At 71.5% G+C, this 23,473-nt stretch carries 26 protein-coding genes and 5 pseudogenes; 14 read left to right on the top strand and 17 right to left on the bottom strand.

Annotated elements, in window-relative coordinates; translation table 11 throughout:
• Positions 1-185: 185 nt before the first annotated feature.
• From OG534_RS00540 to OG534_RS00520, 5 genes and pseudogenes are all read right to left on the bottom strand, one after another.
• Positions 186-968, bottom strand: a pseudogene (locus OG534_RS00540) (alpha/beta hydrolase); the annotation flags it as partial.
• Complete coding sequence (locus tag OG534_RS00535; protein WP_326586088.1) at positions 868-1,614, bottom strand: hypothetical protein; 747 nt, start codon at positions 1,612-1,614, stop codon at positions 868-870. The pseudogene OG534_RS00540 and the gene OG534_RS00535, both read right to left, overlap by 101 nt.
• A gap of 211 nt (positions 1,615-1,825) precedes the next feature.
• Positions 1,826-2,170, bottom strand: coding sequence for a hypothetical protein (locus OG534_RS00530; RefSeq protein ID WP_326586087.1), 345 nt, complete (start codon positions 2,168-2,170; stop codon positions 1,826-1,828).
• Between the two features lie 91 nt (positions 2,171-2,261).
• Entirely contained in the window at positions 2,262-2,795 is a 534-nt protein-coding gene (locus OG534_RS00525) for an arylamine N-acetyltransferase family protein (RefSeq protein WP_326586086.1), read from the bottom strand.
• Positions 2,792-3,106, bottom strand: a complete 315-nt coding sequence (locus OG534_RS00520; RefSeq protein ID WP_326586085.1) for an arylamine N-acetyltransferase — start codon at positions 3,104-3,106, stop codon at positions 2,792-2,794. The genes OG534_RS00525 and OG534_RS00520 overlap by 4 nt, the downstream gene beginning before the upstream one ends.
• 144 nt (positions 3,107-3,250) lie before the next feature.
• On the opposite strand from OG534_RS00520, the gene OG534_RS00515 reads away from it, so the two are divergent.
• Complete coding sequence (locus tag OG534_RS00515; protein ID WP_326586084.1) at positions 3,251-3,664, top strand: nuclear transport factor 2 family protein; 414 nt, start codon at positions 3,251-3,253, stop codon at positions 3,662-3,664.
• 131 nt (positions 3,665-3,795) lie between these two features.
• Here OG534_RS00515 and OG534_RS00510 read toward each other — a convergent pair whose 3' ends face one another.
• The gene (locus OG534_RS00510) at positions 3,796-4,020 is read right to left on the bottom strand and encodes a hypothetical protein (protein ID WP_326586083.1); all 225 of its coding nucleotides are present in this window, start codon (positions 4,018-4,020) and stop codon (positions 3,796-3,798) included.
• A 278-nt stretch (positions 4,021-4,298) separates the two neighbouring features.
• Here OG534_RS00510 and OG534_RS00505 point away from each other — a divergent pair.
• From OG534_RS00505 to OG534_RS00470, 9 genes and pseudogenes are all read left to right on the top strand, one after another.
• A pseudogene (locus OG534_RS00505) lies at positions 4,299-5,887 on the top strand (SpoIIE family protein phosphatase).
• 310 nt (positions 5,888-6,197) lie between these two features.
• Positions 6,198-6,332 (top strand): hypothetical protein, encoded by a 135-nt coding sequence (locus tag OG534_RS00500; RefSeq protein WP_326586082.1) that lies wholly within the window; start codon positions 6,198-6,200, stop codon positions 6,330-6,332.
• A 16-nt stretch (positions 6,333-6,348) separates the two neighbouring features.
• A pseudogene (locus OG534_RS38555) lies at positions 6,349-6,435 on the top strand (hypothetical protein); the annotation flags it as partial.
• A gap of 73 nt (positions 6,436-6,508) precedes the next feature.
• Positions 6,509-7,558, top strand: coding sequence for a Glu/Leu/Phe/Val dehydrogenase dimerization domain-containing protein (locus tag OG534_RS00495; RefSeq protein ID WP_326586081.1), 1,050 nt, complete (start codon positions 6,509-6,511; stop codon positions 7,556-7,558).
• A gap of 380 nt (positions 7,559-7,938) precedes the next feature.
• Positions 7,939-8,544, top strand: coding sequence for a hypothetical protein (locus OG534_RS00490; RefSeq protein WP_326586080.1), 606 nt, complete (start codon positions 7,939-7,941; stop codon positions 8,542-8,544).
• Between the two features lie 500 nt (positions 8,545-9,044).
• A complete protein-coding gene (locus OG534_RS00485) occupies positions 9,045-9,455 on the top strand; it encodes a hypothetical protein (protein ID WP_326586079.1) in 411 nt (136 codons plus the stop codon).
• A 165-nt stretch (positions 9,456-9,620) separates the two neighbouring features.
• Positions 9,621-10,563 (top strand): annotated as a pseudogene (locus tag OG534_RS00480) (TerC family protein).
• Positions 10,564-10,618: 55 nt separating this feature from the next.
• Positions 10,619-10,846 (top strand): hypothetical protein, encoded by a 228-nt coding sequence (locus tag OG534_RS00475; RefSeq protein ID WP_326586078.1) that lies wholly within the window; start codon positions 10,619-10,621, stop codon positions 10,844-10,846.
• Positions 10,847-10,915: 69 nt separating this feature from the next.
• On the top strand, positions 10,916-11,194 hold the full coding sequence (locus tag OG534_RS00470) for a hypothetical protein (RefSeq protein ID WP_326586077.1): 279 nt from the start codon (positions 10,916-10,918) through the stop codon (positions 11,192-11,194).
• A 289-nt stretch (positions 11,195-11,483) separates the two neighbouring features.
• Here OG534_RS00470 and OG534_RS38550 read toward each other — a convergent pair whose 3' ends face one another.
• The 5 genes and pseudogenes from OG534_RS38550 to OG534_RS00455 form a co-directional block, all read right to left on the bottom strand.
• On the bottom strand, positions 11,484-11,738 hold the full coding sequence (locus OG534_RS38550; RefSeq protein WP_442807200.1) for a hypothetical protein: 255 nt from the start codon (positions 11,736-11,738) through the stop codon (positions 11,484-11,486).
• 272 nt (positions 11,739-12,010) lie between these two features.
• Positions 12,011-12,142 (bottom strand): hypothetical protein, encoded by a 132-nt coding sequence (locus OG534_RS00465; RefSeq protein WP_326586076.1) that lies wholly within the window; start codon positions 12,140-12,142, stop codon positions 12,011-12,013.
• Positions 12,143-12,174: 32 nt separating this feature from the next.
• Positions 12,175-14,364: a WD40 repeat domain-containing protein gene (locus OG534_RS00460; protein WP_326586075.1), complete on the bottom strand. Its 2,190-nt coding sequence runs from the start codon at positions 14,362-14,364 to the stop codon at positions 12,175-12,177.
• Positions 14,357-14,596 (bottom strand): annotated as a pseudogene (locus OG534_RS38545) (nSTAND1 domain-containing NTPase); the annotation flags it as partial. The gene OG534_RS00460 and the pseudogene OG534_RS38545, both read right to left, overlap by 8 nt.
• Entirely contained in the window at positions 14,590-15,387 is a 798-nt protein-coding gene (locus OG534_RS00455; protein ID WP_326586074.1) for an ATP-binding protein, read from the bottom strand. The pseudogene OG534_RS38545 and the gene OG534_RS00455, both read right to left, overlap by 7 nt.
• A 259-nt stretch (positions 15,388-15,646) precedes the next feature.
• Between OG534_RS00455 and OG534_RS00450 the strand changes: the two genes are divergently transcribed.
• The 3 genes from OG534_RS00450 to OG534_RS00440 all read left to right on the top strand — a co-directional run bounded on the left by OG534_RS00450 (position 15,647) and on the right by OG534_RS00440 (position 17,755).
• Positions 15,647-16,003 carry a ricin-type beta-trefoil lectin domain protein gene (locus tag OG534_RS00450; protein WP_326593402.1) on the top strand — a complete coding sequence of 119 codons (357 nt, stop codon included), beginning with the start codon at positions 15,647-15,649 and terminating at the stop codon, positions 16,001-16,003.
• A 94-nt stretch (positions 16,004-16,097) separates the two neighbouring features.
• On the top strand, positions 16,098-16,349 hold the full coding sequence (locus OG534_RS00445) for a DUF7677 family protein (RefSeq protein ID WP_442807013.1): 252 nt from the start codon (positions 16,098-16,100) through the stop codon (positions 16,347-16,349).
• Between the two features lie 170 nt (positions 16,350-16,519).
• Positions 16,520-17,755, top strand: a complete 1,236-nt coding sequence (locus OG534_RS00440) for an FAD-dependent monooxygenase (RefSeq protein WP_326586072.1) — start codon at positions 16,520-16,522, stop codon at positions 17,753-17,755.
• A 74-nt stretch (positions 17,756-17,829) separates the two neighbouring features.
• Here the strand turns inward: OG534_RS00440 and OG534_RS00435 are convergent, their stop codons facing one another.
• Positions 17,830-18,897: an MFS transporter gene (locus tag OG534_RS00435; RefSeq protein ID WP_442807199.1), complete on the bottom strand. Its 1,068-nt coding sequence runs from the start codon at positions 18,895-18,897 to the stop codon at positions 17,830-17,832.
• Entirely contained in the window at positions 18,789-19,097 is a 309-nt protein-coding gene (locus OG534_RS38540) for an MFS transporter (protein ID WP_442807198.1), read from the bottom strand. The genes OG534_RS00435 and OG534_RS38540 overlap by 109 nt, the downstream gene beginning before the upstream one ends.
• Positions 19,098-20,888: 1,791 nt before the next feature.
• On the opposite strand from OG534_RS38540, the gene OG534_RS00430 reads away from it, so the two are divergent.
• Positions 20,889-21,221 (top strand): hypothetical protein, encoded by a 333-nt coding sequence (locus tag OG534_RS00430; protein WP_326586070.1) that lies wholly within the window; start codon positions 20,889-20,891, stop codon positions 21,219-21,221.
• Positions 21,222-21,233: 12 nt separating this feature from the next.
• On the opposite strand, the gene OG534_RS00425 is transcribed toward OG534_RS00430, so the two are convergent.
• From OG534_RS00425 to OG534_RS00410, 4 genes are read right to left on the bottom strand one after another with little or no spacing between them, the layout of a single operon-like run.
• Positions 21,234-21,710: a hypothetical protein gene (locus tag OG534_RS00425; protein ID WP_326586069.1), complete on the bottom strand. Its 477-nt coding sequence runs from the start codon at positions 21,708-21,710 to the stop codon at positions 21,234-21,236.
• A 13-nt stretch (positions 21,711-21,723) separates the two neighbouring features.
• Positions 21,724-21,999 carry a hypothetical protein gene (locus OG534_RS00420; RefSeq protein WP_326593401.1) on the bottom strand — a complete coding sequence of 92 codons (276 nt, stop codon included), beginning with the start codon at positions 21,997-21,999 and terminating at the stop codon, positions 21,724-21,726.
• Positions 21,896-22,882, bottom strand: a complete 987-nt coding sequence (locus tag OG534_RS00415) for an NUDIX domain-containing protein (RefSeq protein ID WP_326586068.1) — start codon at positions 22,880-22,882, stop codon at positions 21,896-21,898. Before OG534_RS00415 ends, OG534_RS00420 begins: the two co-directional genes overlap by 104 nt.
• Positions 22,798-23,436 carry a class I SAM-dependent methyltransferase gene (locus OG534_RS00410; protein WP_326586067.1) on the bottom strand — a complete coding sequence of 213 codons (639 nt, stop codon included), beginning with the start codon at positions 23,434-23,436 and terminating at the stop codon, positions 22,798-22,800. Before OG534_RS00410 ends, OG534_RS00415 begins: the two co-directional genes overlap by 85 nt.
• Positions 23,437-23,473 lie beyond the last annotated feature (37 nt).

Genomic DNA, 23,473 nt, shown 5'->3' with positions numbered 1-23,473 from the left:
GGGGAGGCGGGGATCGCGTCGCGCGTCTCGTCGACCTCGATGCCGGCGGTGCGGCGGTCGAGCGCGCCTGGGGGTGCCTTCGTCCGCACAGACGGTGCCCTCGTGCGGGCAGCGCCAGGGTGGCGAGGGTAGGCCGTGGCCAGGGCGCTGACGCACGCGCTCCGGTTGTAGGCGGTGTGTCCTTCGGCGTCGAAGGTCAGCAGCCGCCCGTTGTCCAGCGTCCCGGCGAGGGCCACGGCGTCCTGGTACGGGGTGTCCGGGTCCCCGGTCGTGCCGAGGATCAGGATCGGGGCGGAACCCGCCGCCCGGTAGGAGCCCTCGTACCGGCTCGGCCGCTCGGCAGTCCACTGGGCGCAGGTGGGCGCGTGGTTGTGGTCGTAGGTGGGCGGGCCGAGGCCGATGGCCGGTCCCAGCAGCGGCGCCGCGGCGACGTGGGCGCTGACCAGCGTGCCCAGGAGCAGGCGGCCGGCCGGGTAGGCGCGGTCGGCGCACTCGACGGCCATGTTGACGTTGAGGAAGTCGAAGGACGCGGGTGAGGGCGGTGACAACAGGAACGAACCCTGGCGGTTCTGGGCCGCCCGCAGGGCTTCGCCCAGATAGGGCCAGATCTCCTTGCCCGCGTTGATGTTGAACATCAGGCGGTAGGCGAGGGTGTAGCCGGTGGCCGGGCGTCCGCTCGCGGTGATGACCGGTTCGGCGTCCAGCGCCCGCTTGAGCTGTTCGAAGGCCTGCCGCGGCCGGCCTTCACCGAATCCGCAGGTGGTGGCGTTCTGCGCGCACCAGTCCAGGAACCGGCCGACCGCCGCGTCCAGGGCGACGAACTGCGGGCCGTCGTAGGCGTACGGCACGTCCGCGTAGCGCCGCGGATCATAGGCCCCGTCCAGGACCATGGCACGCACCCGCCGCGGGAACTGCGCGGCGTAGACGGTGCCGACGTGGCTGCCGAAGGAACGGCCGTAGAAGGACAGCGTCTCCTCGCCGAGGGCCTGGCGCAGCAGGTCGATGTCCTTGGCGTTCGGAGCCGGTGCCGACGAACGGCACGAGGTCCCCGGACCGTTGCCGGCAGGCGGTGGCGAAGTCGGCGCCCTGCCGGATGGCGCCGTGCAGGGCGCCCGGGCCGGGCACGCCGCGTGCGGCGTCGACGGCGGCGGAGTACTCCTTGTCGTCCCAGCACTCCACCTGTCCGCTCCGCGCCACGCCGCGCATGTCGTACCCGACGACATCGAAGGCGTCACGGAGGGAGGCGGGGAGCGCGGCGTAGCTGTTGCGGGCGAAGTCCACGCCGGAGTTGCCGGGTCCGCCGGGGTGCAGCAGCAGGACGCCGGTGCGGTGGGCCGGGTCGGCGGCGAGCCGCCGGGTGACCGCGAGGGGGATCGTCCGCCCGGTGGGTTGGCGGTAGTCCAGCGGTACTCGGGCGGTCGCGCACTCGAAGCCGTCCCCGGGGGCGTCGGCGTTCGTGCCGCAGGGGCCCCAGGACAGGACGGGAACGGGTGGGGCGGCGACGGCGACGGGCGTCGCCGTGGCAACCCCGGGCGCGGCCCCGAGGAGCACGGTGACCGCGATCAGGACGAGGGTTAACCCCCACACCAGTCGTTTGCGGGGGTCATCAGCCAAGCGGGTCTGCATCCGGCGATCCTCCGTCATGAGTTGCGGAACGGCCGCCGACAACGTAGCCGCCGACCGCCGAGCGTGTCGTCCCACCGGGAGCTGATTTCCCCGCTACCCCAGGAGGTGACCCCTCGTCCCACCCAGGGAAGCGTCCGGCCAGGACCCGGGTGGTACGTTCCCGGATCGCCGGGGCCGGGCTTGACCTGCGGCAGGCCGCTCACGCGTAGCTGAGGATCACCATGAGCGCCGTGCACTCCGCGAGGAGCTGGGCCGCCAGTGCGGCCTGCCGTACACGCAGCGCGGGCGCGGCCAAGGCGACGACGAACGCCACGACGGCGATGCCCGCGCTCCAGCCGAACAGCCAACCGGGCAGCCCCTGGGCGCACTGCTCCCCGTACGTGACGCAGCGCGCTGCCCGCTCGGACGACAGGGTCAGCACGCCCGCCGCCAAGGCGGCCGGGACGAAGAGCACGGCGGACAGGACGGCCAGGAAGCGGGAGCGGTCCCTTCCCGCGGCCTGCGCCTGGGCCGGGGGAGTCACAGAGGGGGAGGTTTCGTTCATGCCCCGATCCAACACGGTCTGCAGAGCCGGCGAAGCCGCTCGGCTACTCACCTCCGGGTGCGCTCCGTACTCAGACGGCGCAAGGCCAGGGTCAGCAGCGGCGGGCCTTCCACGCCAAATGCCGGGAATGCACGTGGGTCCACAGGACGCTGCGCTCGGCGGCTGAGGTGTCGTCGAGGGTGAGGCCGAACAGGTCGGTGAGTGCTCCGAACCAGTCGCCGGCGGTGTCCAGTTCCCGTTGGCTGCGGCCCGTCGCGTCCGTCCGGCCGAGGACGCAGCCCTCGAGTGCGTCCACGCCGTGGGGATCCCTGCGGATCGCGGAGAAGATGCGTACGAAGCCCGACTCCGGTGACGTGGACAGTTTCCGGTGCCATTCGGTGAAGTCGTCCGGACCTGCGGGGGCCAAGGAGAAGTCCATGCCGACGAACGTGCCGCGCGGGTCGTGGTCGAACCGCCAGCCGCCCGGCTCGACGCCCGAGCGGCTCAGCCGGTAGGTGAAAGGCCCTCGCCGGTACGTCGCCGCGCGCAGGGGAAGCGGTTCGTGCAGCGCATCACCGAGCCCGACGTCGACGAACCACGACCGGCCTTCGCACGCCACGACGAGCGTGAGATGGTCGCCGGTCACTCCCGGCGCAGGGCTCTCCGGCGCGCCGTGGATCCGCCGCGATGCCAGGTGACCGTGTAACCGAGTGCGTGCAGCAGGGTGGCGAAGGCGCCGTTGAGGTGGAAGCAGTACCCGCCGCGCCCGCGCAGGATCCGGGCGACGGATTCCCGCGGATCGGTGGTTGTCGGCCGTCCCAGATGGATCTCCAACGTCTCGAAAGGCACTCGTTCCACGTGCGCCGCATGGAGCGCATGGAGGCCCGCCACCGAGGGCGGGACCGGATCCGGGATCCCCAGGCGTTGCAGGTAGCTCTGCACATCGGCTTTCCGCATGGCTGCGACGCTAGCCAATGGCAGGGAACCCGAGCCTCGGCTGCGCGTCGGGTATCCCCGTACTCCGTTGGTCGTAGGACCTGTGCCGGGATGCGGCAGTAACTCGGTTGCGGTGCTCTCGAGCCCCTGGACGAAGATGCATGCATGAGCAGAGGGAACGACGAGGCCGACGAGGTTGATGCGGCCGATGAGGTCGACGAAGCGATCGCAGGTGAGTTGCGTCTGATGGACCCCGGCGTGCGCTCGTCGCGGACGTCGGCCCGGGAACTCCTTGACCCGCACTTCGTGGAAGTCGGTGCCTCGGGGCGGCGGTGGACGTACGAGGAAATCCTCGCCGCGCTGCCCGAGATGGACGGTGCGGCGGACGACGGCCCGCGCTACGAACCCTCGGAGATGACCGGCGTCGTGCTGGCGCCCGGGCTGGTGCACCTCACCTACGAGACCACGATCGGCGGAGACCGGGCACGACGCAGTTCGCTCTGGCGCAAGGGGAGCGCGGGCGCCACGTGGCAGATGTACTACCACCAGGCCACACCCGTTCCGCCCGAGGGCATGTGACGTGGCGATGCCCGGTCCGCTCCGCAACGGCGAATCGCTGTTCGTCGCGCCTGCGGGCGACACCGGAAGCGGGCTCGGTCAGGGCCGATCGGGGTGGCCACCGCCCGATCGGCCCCCGGGTTCGCCGATCGCTACACCTCGTCGCCCTCGACGTCGCCTTCGCGCAGCCGGTCCTCTTCACGGCGACGCCTGGCCTCGTCGTCCGGATGGCGGGAGACCTTCTCCGGCTGCTGGGGGCGCGTCGGGTTCTTGCCGGTGGGGTGCTTGGGGCCCGTCCCGATCTCGTCGGGTCCCTTGCCCGACTGTCCCGACTGTCCCGACGGGCCTGGCTGCCGTTTGTCCTGCGTACCGCCCATGACGGTGGCTCCTCGCGATAGGGAGGTCTCGGAAGTTCGACCAGTCACACGTTGACACGGGCAGTGACATTGCGCATGGCTTCGGTCACTCACTGCCGCAACGGCGGCTCCGAGCCCCGTCGCGGCTCCGTCCGGCAGGCGCCGCTCCGCAGACAGCGTGGCGTGCGCGTGCGGCCGGTGGCGGGGGACGATGAGATGGCCGGGAGCGCAGACGCCGGTACGTGATCACCGCCCGGCATAGGGCCGCAGCCTTCGGCGGCCGGAAGGAGAGCCCGGAGATGGGTGCAATCGAGCCCTCGCGGGACGGTCCCGAGGGGGCGGGGGCCGCCACGTCCGCGGGGGCCGCTACGTCCACCCCGGGGGCCGCTACGTCCACCCCGGGGGCTGCCACGTCCACCCCGGGGGCTGCCACGTCCGGGCCGGGCGGCCTGCTCGATGTGCTGAGCGTGGCCGCCATTCTCCTCGATGCCGAGGGCAAGATCGATCTGTGGAGCCCGCAGGCCGAGGACCTGTTCGGCTACACCGCCGAAGAGGCACTCGGAGCGTTCGCGGGCCACCTGCTGGTCCATGAAGACGACCTGCCGGACGTGCTGGGCATGTTCTCCCAGGTCATGGAGGGAGGGGGCAGCTGGGTCGGAGTCTTCCCCGTCCGGCACAAGGACGGAAGCACGCGCATGGTCGAGTTCCGCAACATGCGGCTGCTCGACTCCCAGCAGGAGTACTACGCCCTGGGCCTTGCCGCGGACCAGGCGACCGTACGGCAGGTGGAACGGGACCTGGCACTGTCCGCCCGGCTGGTGGCCCAGTCGCCGGTCGGACTGGGCGTGCTGGACACCGACCTGAGGTACGTCTCGGTCAATCCGGCGGAGGAACGCCTCAACGGCGTGCCGGCCGCCGAGCACATCGGCCGGCACGTCCACGAGGTGCTGCCGGCCGTGGGCGCGTCCTTCGAAGCGTCGATGCGCGAGGTCCTGGCCACCGGCATCCCCATCGTGGACCAGTACACCGTTGGCCGTACGCCGGCCGACCCGGATCACGATCATGCATGGTCGATCTCGTTTCTACCGGCTCGAAGCCCCCAACGGGACCGTGCTGGGCGTGGCCACCTCCAGCGTGGACGTCACCGAACGGCACCGGGCCGTCGAGGAACAACGCCACACCGCCCTCACCCTCCAGCGCAGCCTGCTGCCCCACACGCCACCGCGGCGGCCGGGCCTGGAGGTCGCCACCCGCTACCGCCCCGCCCAGGCCACGATGGAGATCGGCGGCGACTGGTTCGACGTGATCCCCCTGAGCGGCGACAAGACCGCACTCGTCGTCGGCGACGTCATGGGCAGCGGAGTCGCAGCCGCGGCCACCATGGGCCAGCTGCGCACCGCCACCCGGACGCTGGCCGATCTCGATCTCGACCCCGCCCAGGTCCTGCACCACCTCGATCACGTCACCGAGGGTCTCGACACGATCGCGACCTGCGTCTATGCCGTCTACGACCCCCACACGGCCCGGTGCCACCTCGCCCTCGCCGGGCACCTGCCGCCCGTCCTCCTCCACCAGGACGGGAAACGCGAGCTGCTCGACCTGCCCACCGGCGCGCCGCTGGGCGGCTGCGGTGTCGCCTTCCACACCGTCGGCCTCGCCCTTGAGGTGGGCGACCAACTCGTCCTCTACACCGACGGCCTGGTCGAGACCCGCGATGAGCCGATCGACACGCGTCTCGAAGTCCTCCTCGACGTCCTGGACGACCCGAGCCGCCTCGCTGGACGAGACCTGCGACCTGCTCCTGCACACCATGCGGCACCCGGGAGACCACGACGACGTGGCCCTGCTCATCGCCCGGGCCACGCCGACGACCGGGCAGGCCGACTGAACGCGCCCGCGCCGATCGTCGGGTCCGCTGCTCACGGCAGCCGGGGCACGGCGCATACCGGCGCGCGGGACGCTTTTTTGTCCGTGGGACAGAAGCCTTCCCCAGAGCTGCGCCGTGCGGGGTAGCCTCCGAAAGGGGCCGCACTCCGGAAAAACTATTCCGAAAGCGCGTGTCCGGCGCGCGTTGCGTTCGGAATCGACCGGTACTCGCGGACCCGCGGACACGATGTACCTGTACCTGTACCTGTACCTGTACCTGTACCTCGCACCTGCCGTCGTCTGCGCACCGCGCACTCCCTGGAAGGACACACGTGAAGGACTCGAAGGACAGGCTGGAAGCACTGCGGGCCGAGATCGAGCGCCGCAACCCCGCGCAGCCCGAGTTCCACCAGGCGGTACGGGAGGTCCTCGAGACCCTGGCCCCCGTCTTCACCGCCCGCCCCTGAGTACGCCGACCCGGCCGTGGCCCTGGTGGAGCGGCTCACCGAGCCCGAGCGGCAGATCCTCTTCCGCGTGCCGTGGCAGGACGACCGGGGCCGGGTCCACGTCAACCGCGGCTACCGCGTCGAGTTCAACAGCGCGCCTCGGCCCGCACAAGGGCGGCCTGCGCTTCCACCCGTCGGTGGACATCGGTGTGGTGAAGTTCCTCGGCTTCGAGCAGATCTTCAAGAACGCCCTGACCGGACTCGGGATCGGCGGCGGCAAGGGGGGCAGCGACTTCGACCCGCACGGCCGGTCGGACACCGAGGTCATGCGGTTCTGCCAGTCCTTCATGACCGAGCTGCACCGGCACATCGGAGAGCACACCGACGTGCCCGCCGGGGACATCGGTGTCGGCGGCCGCGAGATCGGCTACCTCTTCGGCCAGTACCGGCGCATCACCAACCGCTGGGAGGCCGGCGTCCTGACCGGCAAGGGGCAGGGCTGGGGCGGCTCCGCGATCCGGCCGCAGGCGACCGGCTACGGCAGTGTGCTGTTCGCCGCCGAGATGCTGAAGGTCCGGGGCGGGTCGCTGGACGGGCTGACCGCGGTGGTCTCCGGCTCCGGCAACGTCGCGCTGTACACGATCGAGAAGCTCCAGCAGCTCGGTGCGAACCCGCTGACCTGCTCGGACTCCCAGGGCTACGTCGTCGACGACAAGGGCATCGACCTCGCACTGCTCAAGCAGGTGAAGGAGGTCGAGCGCGGGCGCGTGAGCGAGTACGCGGCGCGGCGGGCGGATCCTCGGCGCGGTTCGTGCCGGGCGGTCGGGTCTGGGAGGTGTCGGCGGACATCGCGTTCCCCTCCGCCACGCAGAACGAACTGGACGCGCGCGGGACGCCCGTACGCTCGTCGAGGGCGGGTCAAGGCGGTCGCCGAGGGCGCCAACATGCCGACCACTCCCGAGGCCGTACGGATCCTGCAGGATGCGGGGGTCGCGTTCGGGCCCGGCAAGGCCGCCAACGCGGGCGGGGTCGCGGTCAGCGCCCTCGAGATGAGCCAGAACGCCGGCCGGGTGGCCTGGAGCGCGCAGCGGGTGGAGGACGAGCTCGCCGGCATCATGCGCTCGATCCACGCCGTCGCGCACGAGACCGCCGAGCGGTACGGAGCCCCGGGCGACTACGTCACCGGCGCGAACATCGCCGGCTTCGAGCGGGTCGCGGACGCGATGCTGGCGCAGGGCGTCATCTGATCCGACGACCACGCCTGACCCAGGTAGGCCACCTGGGTCAGCAGCCGCCGGGGGGGGGGGGGGCGGGCCGGGCCGGGGCGGGCCAGGGCGGCGCGGCCGCCGCCGCCGGTCTCCTCGGCGGCGGCCCCGGCTGGTCGCGCGGTGACCCGAGGGCGAGGCAGCCGTGCGGCGCGGCCCCCGAGTACGGGACGCACCTCGCCCTGGCGGCGCCACCGGCGCTGCGCCAACCCGGCAACGTGTCGCAGACGTGCACCCGTGGACACCAGTGGAAGGGCCGAGTCCGCATACGGTCGAGCAACCGGCCGAGCCTTGCCGCAGCACCGCACACCTCTGGTGGGGGCCGGCCCTCCTCGACGCCATGACCGGAACGGGAGCAGCCGATGCTTCTCTACGCCCAGACCCCAGCACGGCGCACCTGCCAGATCCTCGCGGACCTGATCGCCGTGGTCCTGATCGCCGCCGCGGTGAAGTTCGCCCTGGCCGTCCACGACGCGATCATGCTGCTGGCCGAGCCGGGGCGCAGGGTGGAGAGCTCCGGCGAAAGCCTCGCCACCGCCCTCGACGACGCCGGCGACACAGTCTCGGACGTGCCGCTTGTCGGCGACCTCCTGAAGAAGCCGTTCCGGTCCGCAGCCGACGCCGGCACCGGGCTCGCCGACGCAGGACAGTCGTTGCAGGACACCATCAGCCAGTTGGCCACCCTGGCCGCGGTCGCCCTGATCGTCGTCCCCGTGGGCGTCGTACTCCTGCTGTGGCTCCCCCTGCGCCTGCGCTGGATCCGGCGCAGCGCCACCATCCGACGCCTTCTCGACGCACCCGGAGGCGCCGACCTGCTCGCCCTGCGCGCCCTCACCGGACCGCCGGGCGACCTCTTCACGATCTCCGTCCCGCCGGCCGGCCTCGCAGACGCCTGGCGCCGCGGCGACCAGCAAGTCGTCGCCGCCCTGTCCGAGATCGCGCTCAGGCGAGCGGGCTTGCGGCCCTGACGGGCGGAGCGGGGAAACCGGATGGATTGCCTGCCAGCCCTTCGGCATGATCAGGTCATGGCCGGAATGAGGATCGTGGTGTGCCTGCCGGGTTCGGCAGCGGGGCGGGTGGACGAGGCGGTCGCGGAGGCGGTGGCTCCATTCGAACGGGAGAAGGGCCTCGGCGCGGAGTTCGACATCTGGGACCACTACCGAATCTGCGGCGGTGCCTCCGGTGCCGGCTTCGCCGTCCAGGCCGGCTTCGAGTCGGATCCACGGCTCGTGCACGACCGGCCGCGATACGACGGCACGAGCGAGCCCAGTCTGCCCGGCATGTGCGCGGGCGGCCCCCGCGGTCTGCTCGACCTCAGTGCGAACCACGCCGAGTCCGTCACCCTGGCCGGCCGAGCATGGGACCTGTGGGCGGACCCGTCCGGCCGCCATCCCGCTCCTCAGCCGTACGAGCCTTTCCTGGAACGCAGCAAGGCGGAGATGGAGTATCGCCCTTCGCCCTGTCCCAAGTGGAGGGCGAGCCCGACCCCTGGACACCGGCTTACGAGCGCTACCAGGCTCAGCCCCTCATCGGCGCCTACCTGTCAGCGCTGGACGAGCTCAGGAGCGCTGCCCGCACCCACCGTTACGGCAGTGGTTTCCTCGACATCCGGGATCCCCTCAAGAACGTCGGCGGTCTCTCCCGCGAGGACTTCATCCGCGGCCGCTCGCAGTACGACGGGGCCAGGTTCCCCAATGTGCTCACCCTGGACGGCTGGTGGTACGGGGACGGCGAGGAAGGGATCCACAGGGCCTGCGGCGGCCGTGCCGTGTGCCCGCACGTACCGGACATCGCATCGGGAGCGCAGCAGGACGTACAACGCCATCTGGACGGCGTGCCGGACGACGCTCTCCTGGTCTTCCTGCACCTTCATGTCTGAGCGGGAACGGCCGGGCAGGCGCAAGCCCACCGGGGCGTGGCAGGGTCCGGCCGGCTCGCCGGAGGACAACTCGGTGCGGGTCCCCCAGACTCGTTTGTAAGGGAAGCCGCCCTACCTGCCGTCCCGCGGGGGCCCGCCGTGCACGATGTGCCCTACTGGCTGTGAATCGTCTTCGCCGCGACGGTCCTGCTGTCGCTGGCGATCGACCTGCTTGCCCACCGGGAGGCACACGTCATCGGCTTCAAGGAGGCAGCCGCCTGGAGCGGCGTGTGGGTCGAGCCTGGCCTTGGTCTTCGGCGCGTGTCGTCTTCACTCGTCCTCGAGCACCACGGCCGGGGTCGAGTACATGACGGCCTGGCTGCTGGAGAAGAGCCTGTCGGTCGACAACCTGTTCGTCTTCGCCCTGATCTTCGCCTACTTCAAGGTGCCCCGCGCCTACCAGCACCGCGTGCTGTTCTTCGGCGTCATCGGCGCCCTCGTCTTCCGCGGGATCTTCCTCTCCCTGGGCGTCGCGGTCGTCAGCCGCTTCACCGCCGTGCTGTACGCCTTCGCGGCCATCCTCTTCTACAGCACGTACAAGACTCCTCAAGGACGAGGACGACAGTTTCGACCCCGGGCGGAGCATCGCCGTCCGGCTGCTGCGCAAGATCATGCCCGTCCGGGACGAGTACGCCGGCACCAAGTTCTTCGTCAAGGAGGCGGGGAAGCGGGTCGCGACGCCGCTGCTCGCCGTGGTGGCCGCGATCGAGGCCGCCGACCTGGTCTTCGCCGTGGACAGCGTGCCCGGCCGTGCTCGCGGTGAGCAGCGACGCCTTCATCGTCTACAGCAGCAACGCGTTCGCCATCCTCGGGCTCCGGGCCCTGTACTTCATGCTGGCCGGCATGCTGGAACGCTTCCATTACCTCGGCAAGGGGCTGGCGCTGATCCTCGCTTTCATCGGCGTGAAGCTGGTCCTGCAGGCCTCCCACAAGCTGATCAACCCGGCGATCCCGGAGATCCCCTCGCCGGTGAGCCTCGCCGTGATCGTCGTCGTACTCACCGTGTCCGTGGCGCTGAGCCTGCCGGCCACCGCCGGCCGACAGCGGCGAGCCCGCACAGGACAAATGACCGCCTACCCAAAAGAGCCCTTCAAATCCGGGCAAACTGGGATTAAAGTCGGTACATGTACGGAGAAAAGCACCATGCGGCGACCCGCCCCGGGCAACTGTGCCCGTCCTGCAAGCAGCCACTGCCGACCACGGTCCAGCGGTACAAGACGATGGGCGTCTACGTCCCGCTGTACGCCGAGGCCCCCTGCACGAATCCCTCCTGCACCGGAGCCGCGCAAGCGACCCGCCGGCCACCGCAAACCGACCGGCTCGGGGGAGCCGAGGACCAAGCCCCCTCCTGACCCATCGACGGCTCCCCGCTCTCCGTGTCGTCGAACACGGTTGCGGGAGCTGGGTGCGATCCTGCATGCATGAACCATCTCGGCGACGTGCACCTGCGCACCTGGACGCTGCGCTTCATGGCCCTCCTGGCAGCCGAGACCCAGGGTCAGCTTGTCTGGCTGGGCGAGCGTGAGCTGGAGACGAAGGACGTCGTCGAAGAGGTGGAGCTCCTCTGCCGTGTCTCCGAAGGATCCTCGCGGAGCGCGGAGTCTTCGAGCCCGAGGATCTGCGCACTCTTCGGGCCATCGGCCGCCGCCTCGGCGAGATCGATGCAACCTGCCGCGTCGGCCTCTGGGACAACGCCCTGACCGCCGATCCGGCGTGGGACGACATACGTTCTCTCGCCCGCCGGTTTCTCCTCACGAGCCTGGGCGACTGGCGTCAGCCACTGCCACGTCCCGCGCGCCCGCACACGGGCGCCCACTGAGCCCTCCAGGCCGCTCGTCCGACTCTGACACAGTCGGCGCCGCACACTGAATCGCGGGAACGTCGCGACTGCGTTCGGCCGCTCTCCCCGCGAGGGCTGGGGACTCGCCGCCGGCCGCGACAGCGGCGAAGCGGTCATCGACCACTACCCCGGCGCCGTTCCCCGGGTGTTCACCGGCGCGGCCCTTCACCGCGTCGCCGTCGACCAAGGGGTGCTCGGTGGTGGTGACGGGTGTCATGTGGCGGGAGGGCAGGGCGGGTTGAAGTCGACCGCCGTGAAGTGTTGCGCCCACTGGGCTCGGCTGATCCGGGGTACGCGCTGTCGCAGATGCGGGCGGCGACCCTGTCCAGGCTGGTGTCCCACAGCCGGATCGTGAAGTCGTTGCCGCCGGTGGCCAGGGTATGGCCGTCCGGGCTGAATGCCACGGCTGGGACGGGGTTCGAATGGCCGGTGAGGACAGTGGGAGCGGCAGCCCCACCACTCAGGTCCCACAGCAAGGCCTTGCTGTCCCCGGCGCCCGCTGCCAGTCGGCGGCCGTCCGCGTCGAAGATCAGCTGTAGAGCCAGCCGCCGGACGCCGGTAGCCGCGTCGCCTTCGCCGCACGGCCGATGTCGCTGACGTCGATCAGCCAGACCGTCTTGTCCGTTCGGTGGAAGGCCGCCAGCTCTCCGGTTGTCGGGGCTGAACACGCCGCCGGTCAGAGGGTCGGATCGGAGCGGGGACGGCAGTTCTCGGGGCTGCGCGGATCGCTGATGTCCCAGAACCGCAGCGAACCGGACTCGCCGGTGCTCGTCACCAGCGTGCGGCCGTCCGGCCGGAAAGAGGCCATCGTGACGACCGGGCCGTCCTCGGCGATCCGGCTCAGCGGCCGGGGTTGCCGGGATCGGTCAGGTCCCACAGTTCGGCCGTCTCTTGTGCCCGGACGGCCAGCAGGTGCCCGTCTGGGCCGAAGCCGGCCCCGCCGACCTCGCCGGCCCCGGGGGTGAGGACCGATGTCAGCCGCGGTCTCCGCGGATCGGTCACGTCCCAGACGCGGACGGTGCCGTCCTCGCTGGCGGTGACGAGGATGCGCCCGTCCGGGCTGAAAGCCACGGACCGGACGAACCTGGTGTGCCCGTGCAGGACCGACAGCGGCCACAGGGCCCGGCCGCCGCCGGTGACCTGCCACAGCCGTGCGGTGCCGTCCCAGCTGGCGCTGGCGAGCAGGCGGCCCCCGGGGTCGAACGCCAGGGACGTGACCACGTCGTCGTGGGTCGCGAGCGACAGATCCCGCAGGTCCAGGAGCCGGTCGGAGTTGGCGAGCGTACGGCCGTCCGGGCTGAACGCGGCCTGGTAGAACCCGCCCTGAACCGTTCCGGCCCGCTTCGGGTTCGCCGGGGCTGCGAGATCCCAGAACAGGGTGGACCCGCCCACCGAGACGAGCGTGCTGCCGTCCGGGCTGAAGGCCACCGACCAGACGATCGCGGGATGGCCGAGCAGGACGGCCGGAGGGGAGGACCGCTGCTTTCGCGGGCCGCGGCTGCCGGCGATGTCCCAGACCCGCGCGGTGCGGTCCCAGCTCCCGGTCGCCACGGTCCGGCCGTCGGGGCTGAAAGCGGCCGAGGTCACGGTGTCGGTGTGTCCGCGCAGGACGTCGAGGAGGAGCGGATCCGCAGGGTCGGTGACATCCCACAGTCGGGTGGTGGTGTCGCCGGTGGTCGCCAGCGTGCGCCCGTCCGGGCTGAACGTCACCGACGTGACCGTACCGGTGTGGCCCGCCAAGGTGGTGGCCAACAGCCGCGGGTGGCGGGGATCGTTCACGTTCCACAGCCGCGCCGCGCCGTCGGTGTGGCCGGTGGCGATGACGCCGCCGGGCCGGTACGCCACCCACGTCGGCGCGGACCGCTGATCCGGCAGCGTGGTCAGCTCGGCGGGTACACGCGGGTTCGCCACGTCCCACAGCCGCACCGAGCGTTCGCTCGCCGTGGCCAGGACACGGCCGCCCTCACCGAACGCCACCGCCATCAGCCGCTCCGGCTGGTTCACGACGGCCAGCTGTACGGGGTGGTGGGCGTCCCCGATGTCCCACAGCCGGACCGTGCGGTCCCAGCTCGCGGTGGCCAGGACCGTGCCCTTCGGGGCGACGGAGATCGAGACCACGTCGGAGGTGTGGCCGGTGAGCCGGCTCGTGTACGGCACCGCGAACGCGCTCATGAGCTGGTCGCGGACGTCGCCGGTGGCGGCCAGCCGGTACGCGGCCAGGTTCAGCTGCGCGGCGAGCGACGGGTTCTGCTGCCGCACCTCGGCCGCGTCCGCGGCGGCCTTCCGCGCAATGGCCACGTTGCGCTGCCGGATGGCCGAGTCGCGGGAGTCGACGGCCAGCCCGCCCGCGGTCGCCGCGATGACCACCAGCACGGTGAGCAGCGTGACCAGCTGCCGCAGGCGGACCGTCCGTCGCCTGACCGCCACCATCTCGCCGGCCTCCGCTTCCCGGCTCGCGTCGAGGAAGCGCCTTTCCTTGGAGGTGAGCCGGCTGCCCTCCGCGGCGGCCAATTCCAGCGCCGCGGCCAGGCGGGCACCCCGGTACAAGGCGTGCGGGTCGCGCCCCTGCCGCTCCCAGCCGGAGGTCGCGTCGGTGAGCTGCCGGTGCAGGAGCAGTCGGTCCCGGTCCTCGGTCAGCCAGCCGCGCAACCTCGGCCAGCACCGGATGACCGCCTCGTGCGTGATCTCGACGCACCCCTCGTCCAGCGTCACCAGCCGTTGCCGGGCAAGGGACTCGAGCACACAGGCGGTGTCGGGGTTCGGGTCCAGCTCGTCCCTGGTGATCCGGCGCCTGGTGTCCTCGGTACCGTCGCCCAGCGCGGTCAGCCGGAGGAACAGCGATCGGGCGAGGTCCTGCTGCACCGGCGACAGCGCCCGGTAGGCGGCCTCCGCGGTGTGGGCGAGCGCGTGCTGGATCCCACCGGCCGCCAGATACCCGTCCAGGGTCAGGCGGTTGCCGCTTGCGCCGACGCCAGGTCTCGACCATCGCGTGCGAGACCAGGGGCAACGCACCCGGCTGACCGGTCGCATCCGCGACCACGGCCGCCAGCAGCGGGCCGGTCACCGTGCAGTCGGCGAGCATGGCCGGCCGGGTGATGGCCTCGCGCAGCTCCTGGATGCTCATCGGTCCGACCGCGATCTGCGCGTCGCGCATCGCCTCGACCAGCCGGGGGTCCTGGACGCAGTGGCCGTAGAAGTCGGCGCGCACACCGAGTACCACCCGGGTCCGGCTGGTCGCCGCCGTGGTGGCCGCGATCAGCATGCCGATGAGCGCGTCCCGTTCGTCCCCGTCCCCGTTTCCGTTCCCGGTCCCGTTCGCGTGCCCCGCAGAGGGTGAAGGGCCTCCTCGAACTGGTCGACCACGATCAGCGTGTCGACGTCCGGCGTACGGTCGATCATGGCCTGCCGGATCCGCAGGTGCAGCGCCGCGGGATCGTCCAGCAGCTCGGCCACCAGAGCGCCGGGAGCTTCTCCCGTCACCGAGGCCAGGTGGATGGCGCACTCCTCCAGGGGATGCGGGCCCGGCGTGAACAGCATCACCGGCCACCCCGATGCCTGCGCGTGGGCGACGAGCCCCGCCCGCAGCAGCGAGGATTTCCCCGATCCGGACGGCCCGAAGACCACCAGGAACCGGTGCTCACGCACCTTCGCGAGCACCTCGCCGGTCAGCCGCTCGCGCCCGAAGAAGCGGTCGGCGTCTTCCGGCTGGAACGCCGACAGCCCCGCGTACGGTGCGCTCCGCCGGCTGGTTTCTGTTTCCCCGGGCTCAGCAGCGTGTGCGCTCGCGGCCATCTCGGCGGCGACCGCATGCCATCGGGTTTCCCATGCGCGGCGGTCACCCTGGCACGCCTCGACGTACGCGAGCGTGACGGCAAGGCTCGGAAACGTGTTCCCGCCCGCGGCGTCCGACAGTGTCGTGGACGAATAGTGCGCCCGTTTGGCCAGTGCCCGATAGGGCGGCCGTCCCGCCGCCTCGCGCAGCTTCCGCAGGTCGGCCGCGAACCGTGTCAGGGGACCGGTGTCCGGGTCGAGCGGGCGTTCGGGGCGTGGCATGGCTTCCTTCCCGCGTCTTTCCGCAGCCGTGATGGGTGGTGTTTGTCCAGCTTTTGATGTCCGGAACCCACGTTCCGGCGCCGGACAACAACCGGCGGCTAGACATGGCCCAGCGCAACCGCGCCAAGGCGACACGAAGGAGAAACCATGAGGTACGTGCGACGACTGATGCTGCTGGCGGCGGCCACCGGACTGCTGGCCGGCGCCACCTTGACCGGCGCGCCCGGCGTTCGCCGCGGCGCCGCTCCTCAAGTCCAACCTGAACGGAAGGTGCGCCGACATCTTCATGTTCCATCAGGAGAACGGCGCCTCCACCGTGACGTGGGACTGCCACGGCGGCACCAACCAGCAGTGGCGCTGGGACGGTGAGCAGATCCGCTCCAGCATGAACGGCAAGTGCCTGGAGATCTACGCTCCCCACCTGGGTGACCAGGGCTCGGTGGCCATGTGGGACTGCAACGGCGGTCTCCACCAGAAGTGGTTCCGGAACGGCAGCGAAATCCGCAACCGGATCAACGGAAAGTGCCTGGACATCCTGGCTGGCCGGCCCGAGAACGGCCAGCTCCTGGTGAGCTGGGCCTGCAACGGCGCGCGGAGCCAGAGCTGGGACTTCTGAACGCAGGCCCGGCCCGGCACATCGCGTGCCGGGCCGGGCGGGCGCCCCGGTCGTTCATGCAGCAGCGGCCCAACACGTTTCACCGGTCTCATGGATGATGACCTCGTGGACACACCTTCCGACAGATGTACGGGCCGCTCTCCGGCTCTTCGCGTTCTACCTGGGTAACGGCACGTTGGACGTCGACCTGCTGGAAGGGATTGACTATCGCGCCCACTTGCTCGAATTCGGTTCGGACCTCGAGATGGTTTTCGCGATTTTCGCCAACGTTCTCGAAGTCGATGATCACGGACAGACGCTCAACGACGGCGACGCCCAGTACCGTGCCGGCCCAGTGGATCCGTGAACGCTGCGACCCCGGATACCAGGTGGAGCCTCCCTTCGAGGCGTGGGAGACCGAGCTCCACGGCCCATGACCGCCGCGCGACGGCGCGGACCCCGCGGCCGAGGACTTCGACAACCTCCACGTCCGGGCCGGACAAGAGCCACGGGACCATCGGCTACAGAGAGGTGTTCATGACGAAGCGTCACGCGGTGGTGGCCGGGGCAGGGATCGGAGGCCTCACGGCCGCCATCGCACTGCACCGACGCGGCTGGCACGTCACCGTCTGCGAACGTGCCCCCGAACCCCCCACCACCGGCGCCGGCATCGGCCTCGCCCCCAACGCCCTGCGCGCACTCGACGCCATCGGCGTTGACGCCGCCCGCGCCGCCGGCAGCGCCGTCCCCACGACGATGGGCCTGCGCCGCGCCCAGGGCCGGTGGCTCACCCGGGCCGGCACCGCGGACATGGCGGCCCGGTACGGGATGGCCCCCATCGCCGTGCCGCGCCCGGCCTTCACCGCAGCCCTGGCCGCCACCCTGCCGCCGGAGGCCATTCGCTACGGCACCGCTGTGACCGGCGTGGACGACGCGGCGGGCCGCCCCATCGTCCGTACGGGAGCCGGCCCGGACCTTCCCGCCGATCTCGTCGTCGCCGCCGACGGCATTCACAGCCCTCTGCGGCGCGCGTACTTCCCCACCCACCCCGGCCTGCACTACATCGGCGAGACCGCCTGGCGAACGATCGTGGACGCACCGGACCTCCGGATACCGGCCATGAGCGAGACGTGGGGGAGGGGCGAGAGGTTCGGCGTTACCCCGCTCTCCGACGGCAGGTTCTACCTCTACGCCACCGCCGTCGTGCCGGCCGGCACCCGGTCGGCCGACCCCCGTGCCGAACTCCGGCAGCGCTTCGGCTCGTGGCACGACCCGATTCCGGCCCTGCTGGACCGCATCAGCCGCCTCGACCCGGCCGACGTCCTCCAGAACGACCTCTACGACCTGGCCGCACCGCTGCCCGGACTGCACCACGGCCGGATCGCCTGGCTCGGCGACGCCGCCCACGCCATGGCCCCGAACCTCGGCCAAGGCGGCTGCCAGGCCATCGAGGACGCGGTGGTCCTCGCCCACCTGCTGCCCGCCGGAGACAGCAGTGACAGCAGTGACAGCGCGGACAGCTGGATGAGTAGAGGCAGGGGCGATGGCGCAGACGGCACCGACTCCGTCCCGGCCGCCCTCGCCGCGTACACCGCCGCACGCCGCGACCGCACCGACGCCGTGCGCGTCCGCGCCCGCCGGATCGGCCGCCTGGGCGCCCTCCGCAACCCGCTCGTGGTGGCCGCCCGAGACCTCGCGGTCCGTGCCACCCCCACCTGCCTGGCGCTGCGCGGCATGGACGACCTCTTCAACGGCTTCCGCCTGCCCAGGTGAGCAGGGACCCGCCGGTGTCGCCGGCCGCGGCGCCCGGCGCCCGTACGAGCGAACGCGCACGGCAAGCCCGGTGGTCAGCAGCGTCGGGTCTGGTACGGCACGGGAACCGGTCCCGGTCCGGACGGTGTCGGGCACCGTCTCACGGCGACGAGGAAGGTCAGCGCGATTCCGCCCGCCACGACGAAGAGCGCGGTACGGATCCCGTCGGCGGTGGCGATGCGAAGCTGTTCACCGGAGAGGCCGTCGAGGCCGGCAGTCGCGACGAGGACGAGGACGGCCAGGCCGACAGCCGCGCCCGCGCCCGAGCCGGTGGAGGCAATACCCGAGGCAATGCCTTGCTGTCGGTCGGGGACTCCCGTCGCGGCGGCGATGAACATGGCGGTGAACACCACCCCGTCGCCGATGCTGAGCACGACGAGGCCGGGGACGAGCTCGATGTACGTGCCGTCCGGCGAGATCGCGGCCGATTGCGACCCGCGCCGAGCGCACCGGACGGCGAGGGCCGCGGCCAGCGTCCGCCGGAGACCGAACCGCGTCACGAGCTGGCCCGCGACCGTCGAACCGGCCACCACCACCGCCGTGGGGACGAGGAAGGCGGCGCCGGTCTGCAACGCGTCGTACCCCAGCACCTCCTGGAAGTAGAGGGACAGGAAGTAGAGGACGGAGCCGAAGGTCGCCATGAACATGAAGGCGATGGCGACGCCGGTGATCAGGTTGGGGTTGGCGAGCAGCCCGGGCGGCATGAGCGGGTCCGAGCTGCGCCGCTCGATGACGACGAAGGCTCCGATCAGCAGGAGGCCCGCCGCTGCGCTCACCAGGATGCCCGGTGAGAGCCAGCCCATGCCGGGGCCCTGCACGAGGGCGAACACGACGAGCGTGACACCGAGGGAGACGCTGAGCGCACCGGGCAGGTCGAACGTGCGGCCCTTCTCGCGTTCACCGTCCCGGGGGATCACCACGAAGGCGAGCACCAGCGCGGGGCCGGCCAGGGCGACGTTGACGAAGAAGACCGCTTCCCAGCCGAACGCCTGCGTCAGGATGCCGCCGAGCAGCACGCCGATGACGAGTCCTGCGGCGCCCGCCCCTCCCCAGATTCCCAAGGCACGGTTGCGGGCGCGGCCTTCTCCGAAGGTGGTGTTGATGAGTGCCAGGTGGTGGGGAAGACGGGGGCTCCGCCGAGACCTTGGACGGCGCGGGCGACGAGGAGCATTCCGGGGCTGGTCGCGAGTCCTCCCGCGAAGGCCGCCCCGGAATAGAGTGCGAGGCCGGCGGCCAGGATCCGGCGGCGTCCGAGGAGGTCGGCGGCACGCCCGCCGAACAGGAGGAAGCCCGCCGAGGCCACCGCGTAGGCGCTGATGAGCCGCCTGGAGCGTCTGCGCGGAATAGCCGAGGTCGCGCGCGATGTCGGGAAGCGCCACGACCACGATGTACTGGTCGAGCGAAACGATCAGCATGGCGAACGACAGGAGCGCCAGCGTCGCCGTCTCGCGGTTCCACCCGAGGCCGCCGGGCTGAGGCGAAGTCTCAACAGGTCCCACGGCAGCACTCCTGATGATCGGGGCAGGGCAGGGCAGCCAGGCAGACACAGGCGGCAAAGGACGTTGCCAAGACCCTATACAGCGCGCCCTCACCGTTCCCGTCAGCGACCCACGCGGAGGGCCGCGCTCATGCGCCCTTGTACTCGGTGCGGCCACGCGGCCCGCCGGTATCCGGGCCGCCCGCCCAAGGGGGTGGAGTATGTCCCGATGATCCGCAACTGCACTCGCGGTGCGGCCGTTGATGAAACGATCAAGCTTGCCTTTCGTGCAAGTGATCTGGAAGCCTCCGTTTGACTCACCTGTCACATGAGCAACGGAGGCAACCCCCACATGCCGGCCTAGGCGAATACGTCGCGCTTGGCTCGTGGCAGCTGCCGCGGCCACGCTCGCGCTCACCGGCCTCGCGGCGCCGGCCCAGGCGGAGGACCTTCCGCCGGATGCGCCGGAGTCCTGGACCCAGGAGCCCCGCGCGACCGCGGGCACCCCCTCGCCCCACGGCACGCGCGCCTGGACCGCTCCCGGTGGCGCCGCCTCGCCCGGTGACTTCACGCTGTCGCCCGGCGAGTTGAACGCCGAGACCACCAAGCGGGTCGCCCGCCTCGATTCGGTGCTGCCCAAGTCGGGCGTGCAGAACCTGCTGGCCGGTGCGAACCGCACCGTCCAGCCGTGGTGCTCCCGCGACTCGTTCGGCACCGCCCCGGACCCCGACGTCAAGTACTGCCTGCAGAACGACGACTCCGTCTCGCAGGAATGGGTCCCCCAGGGCTTCACCGGCGTCTCCGACGCCAAGGACAACGAGCTGTGGGGCGACGCCGGCAACATCCAGCTGTTCGCCTCCTACGACGGCTGGGACCCGGGCCGGGAGAACGACCCGCTCCCGACGGCCGGCGACTGCACTCCTGCCGAGCTGGAGGACAACGACGCCTGCAACCAGAAGGGCGTCCGGATCACCTTCGTGCAGAGCCGGACCAACCCGGCCACCGGCAGTCCGGAGGTCAAGTACCGGCACGTCCTGCTGGGCTGGACCTACGTGAACTCCGCCGACCACGTTTCCTTCGACGGGCTGCACGCCGCCGAGTACCCGATCCAGAAGGGCGTCCACGCCGGCGGAATCGTCTGGTACGGCAACTACCTCTACGTCGCGGACACCCGCAACGGCATGCGCGTCTTCGACATGCGCTACATCATGGACCTGGACCCCGACGGCGACCCCGGCACGCACGACGAGATGGGGACCGACACCGACGGGGTGAAGACCACCTCCAACGTCGAGGTCAAGACGAAGGTCGGCCGGCACGACAACGTCTGGTACAGCTTCGGCTACCGCTACGTGATGCCGCAGGTCGCCGCGTGGAAGTTCAAGGCGACGCAGAGCAACCCCAGGGGTTCCTACGCCTGTGTCTCCACCGGCGCGCCGAAGGCCTCCTACATCTCGCTGGACCGCAGCACCGTCCCGGACCGCCTGATCATGGGCGAGTACTCGCCGTCCGGAGAGCGGCTACCCCTCCACCGGACGCATCGCCTCGTACCCGGTCTCGGCCCTGGAGGGGCGCTCCGCCGACGTCACCGCGGAAGGCTGGGCCAACTACCTGCCGATGGCCAACGGAGGCGCCCAGGGCGCGGCCGCGTACAACGGCACGCTGTACGTGAACGAGTCCAAGGGCACGGACGAGCCGGGCAACCTGTGGCGCTTCCAGTGGAGCAACGGCCAACTGGTCCAGAACGGCCAGGCCGTCAAGACCGCCCGGGGCGCCGAGGACCTCTACGTCGAGCGCGGCACGGGGCGGTTGTGGTCCGTCTCCGAACACCGCCCGGGGGCGGCGTCCGACTGCACGGCGAACCGGGACCCTGCCGATCCGGCGGGGACGGACTACTGCCAGCGAGTGCTCTACGCCCACAAGCTGAGCTGGCTCGACAGCCGTCCGTAGCCCCACGGTTCCTCACATCGCCCTCCTCCCGCCACGCCCGCCGGGAGCCGGGAGGAGGGCGTCACGTCCCGGCCATCGGAGGACCAGACGGCAGTGCGCCTTGTCCAGCACATCGCCAGGGGGCAGCCGGTGATCGGGGGTACCGGCCGGGTGGACGCTCAACCCCGGGTCGGCGCCACCACGCACGTCGCGGTCCCAGGTCCGGACCGTGGCCGCCAGCCGCGCCGCGAGCCGCGCTCCCCGATCGCCGAAGGCGTCCACGCGCCACTCCCACTCCTGCTCGGCCGGGCTGTCTCCGTTCCGGGTCTGCACATGGACGAGGCAGGCCAGCGAACCGTCTCCGAGGATCGCCGGCGCGTCACTGCCCTTCGCGATCCGGGTGGCGCCGGTGCCCTTCTCCACGTGCGCGGCCAGCCGGCAGAAGCCGGGAAGGGTCGTGGCCGCGTACAACTGGAGCGAGCCGAAGGAGAAGCCGCCGCCCATGGTCACCCCGGTGGCGACCTCATGGCGCGGCCCGCGCAGAGCTTCCTCCAGCCTCGACGGCGCGGGGATCCCCGTCGTCGAAGCGGACCTGCAACTCACCGCCGAGCAGGTCGACGACCGGGGTGGTACGGGCGTGCTCGCCCTGCGCCGGGACGAACCCGCAGTGCGTGAACTTCCGCGCGTGCAGCACGTCACCGCGCCGCTCGAACGCGACGGCCCGGGTGTAGCCGCCGATCTCCAGCGGCAGGACCAGACGCCCGCCCTCGGCGAGCTGCTCCCGCCAGGCCGGGGCGATGTCCCAGACGTTGTAGGTGATCACGCTCCCGTCGAACCCGCCCCGGGGCGTGCTGCACCAGGGCCCCCGAGGCAGCGTCCCCCTGGAAGGCGACCACGCGCCCGCTGCCGGCCTCCGTGGTCAGCCGGCGGGTGCGGCGCACGACGTACAGGTCGATGTCGCAGGTGACCACCCGGCCGGCCGGGCCGACGACGTGGGCGATCAGCTCGGCGTTGTAGCCGCCGGATCCCGCCTCGTACACGATCGCGCCCGGACCGAGGCAGAGGCTTTCGAGCATGTCGGCCTGGAGCCATGCCGCGGATACCGAGCTGGTCGCCCGCCCGGTCTCGTCGCGACGGGTGACGATGGCCAGGTCCGCGTCGTACGAGGTCCTCAGGTCCTTCTCCGGCGCGTACCGGTGCCGGGGTACCGTGCGCAGCGCATCCCGCACCGGCGGGGAGGAAGCCCAGCCGCCGCTGACGACCGCCTCGGCCATCTGCCGGCGGAACCGGACGGCTTCGGACGGTTCGCCGGGCACGGGCGGCGGCTCGACGGCGAGCGGGTGGGCGTGGACGGGCGGTAGGCCCGGGACGACCCCGGGCCAGATGGCGTCCAAGGCCTGCGCGGCCGGGGTGAACACCGGGCCGACGCACGCCAGGGCGTGCAGATCGTGGAAATCCCACCGCTCGAACAGCTTCTGCTCGCGGTTGGTGAGGGCGCCGGACCAGGCGACGACGCGGACGACCGCGGTGAGCCGGGGCACGCCGTGGCTGTCGTCGACGAGCACCGTCACCACGTACGCGTCGTCAGGCGCGGCCGTCAGGCCGGTCTCCTCCGCGAGCTCCCGCACCGCCGCCGCAGCGAAGTCCTCGGATCCGGACGTCTTGCCGCCGGCAGCTCCCACATGCCCCGGGTGGACCGGCCGAGCAGGACCCGACCGGTGGGGTCGGTCACGACGGCGAGGGCTCCCGTCAAGGCGTGGCCGGTGGGCGGGCGTTTCTCGACCGCCGTGGTGTCGGAGTGACAGGGGCCGCGCAGGACCAGGACGGCGAGCCCGGCCGCGTCCAGCCGCTCGGCCTGTTCCCAGCAGGCGGTGAGCAGCCGGATCTCGTCCTCGTCGAGAGCGATGTCGCGCTGTTGCTCCGGGGTCTGCTCGGCGGTCGGCGTGATGATCACGAGCGCGCCGCCGGGCCGCAGCCGTTCGCCGAGCGAGTGCAGGACGCGGCTGCGGTCGCGCAGGAACGGGTACATCAGACGCAGGGTGATCACGTCGTAGCCGTCCCCGTTCAGTTCCACGGGGTCGTCGCGTTCGATGTCCAGCCGCAGCCAGCGCACATCCTCGGTGCCAGGGCGCTCCTTCCGGGCTCGGTCGATCGCGCTGTCGGCGAAGTCGCAGGCGTCCACGGCGTAGCCGAGCGACGCGAGGTAGGCGGCCAGTTCCCCGGTACCACACCCCACGTCCAGCGCTCCGCCCGCCGCAGTCCGGCGCGGGGAC

Origin of the sequence: Streptomyces sp. NBC_01294 (assembly GCF_035917235.1) — a bacterium.
GTDB classification, from domain to species: domain Bacteria; phylum Actinomycetota; class Actinomycetes; order Streptomycetales; family Streptomycetaceae; genus Streptomyces; species Streptomyces caledonius.
Note: the sequence above shows the minus strand (reverse complement) of the source record. Positions and strands in the feature narration are given on the sequence as shown.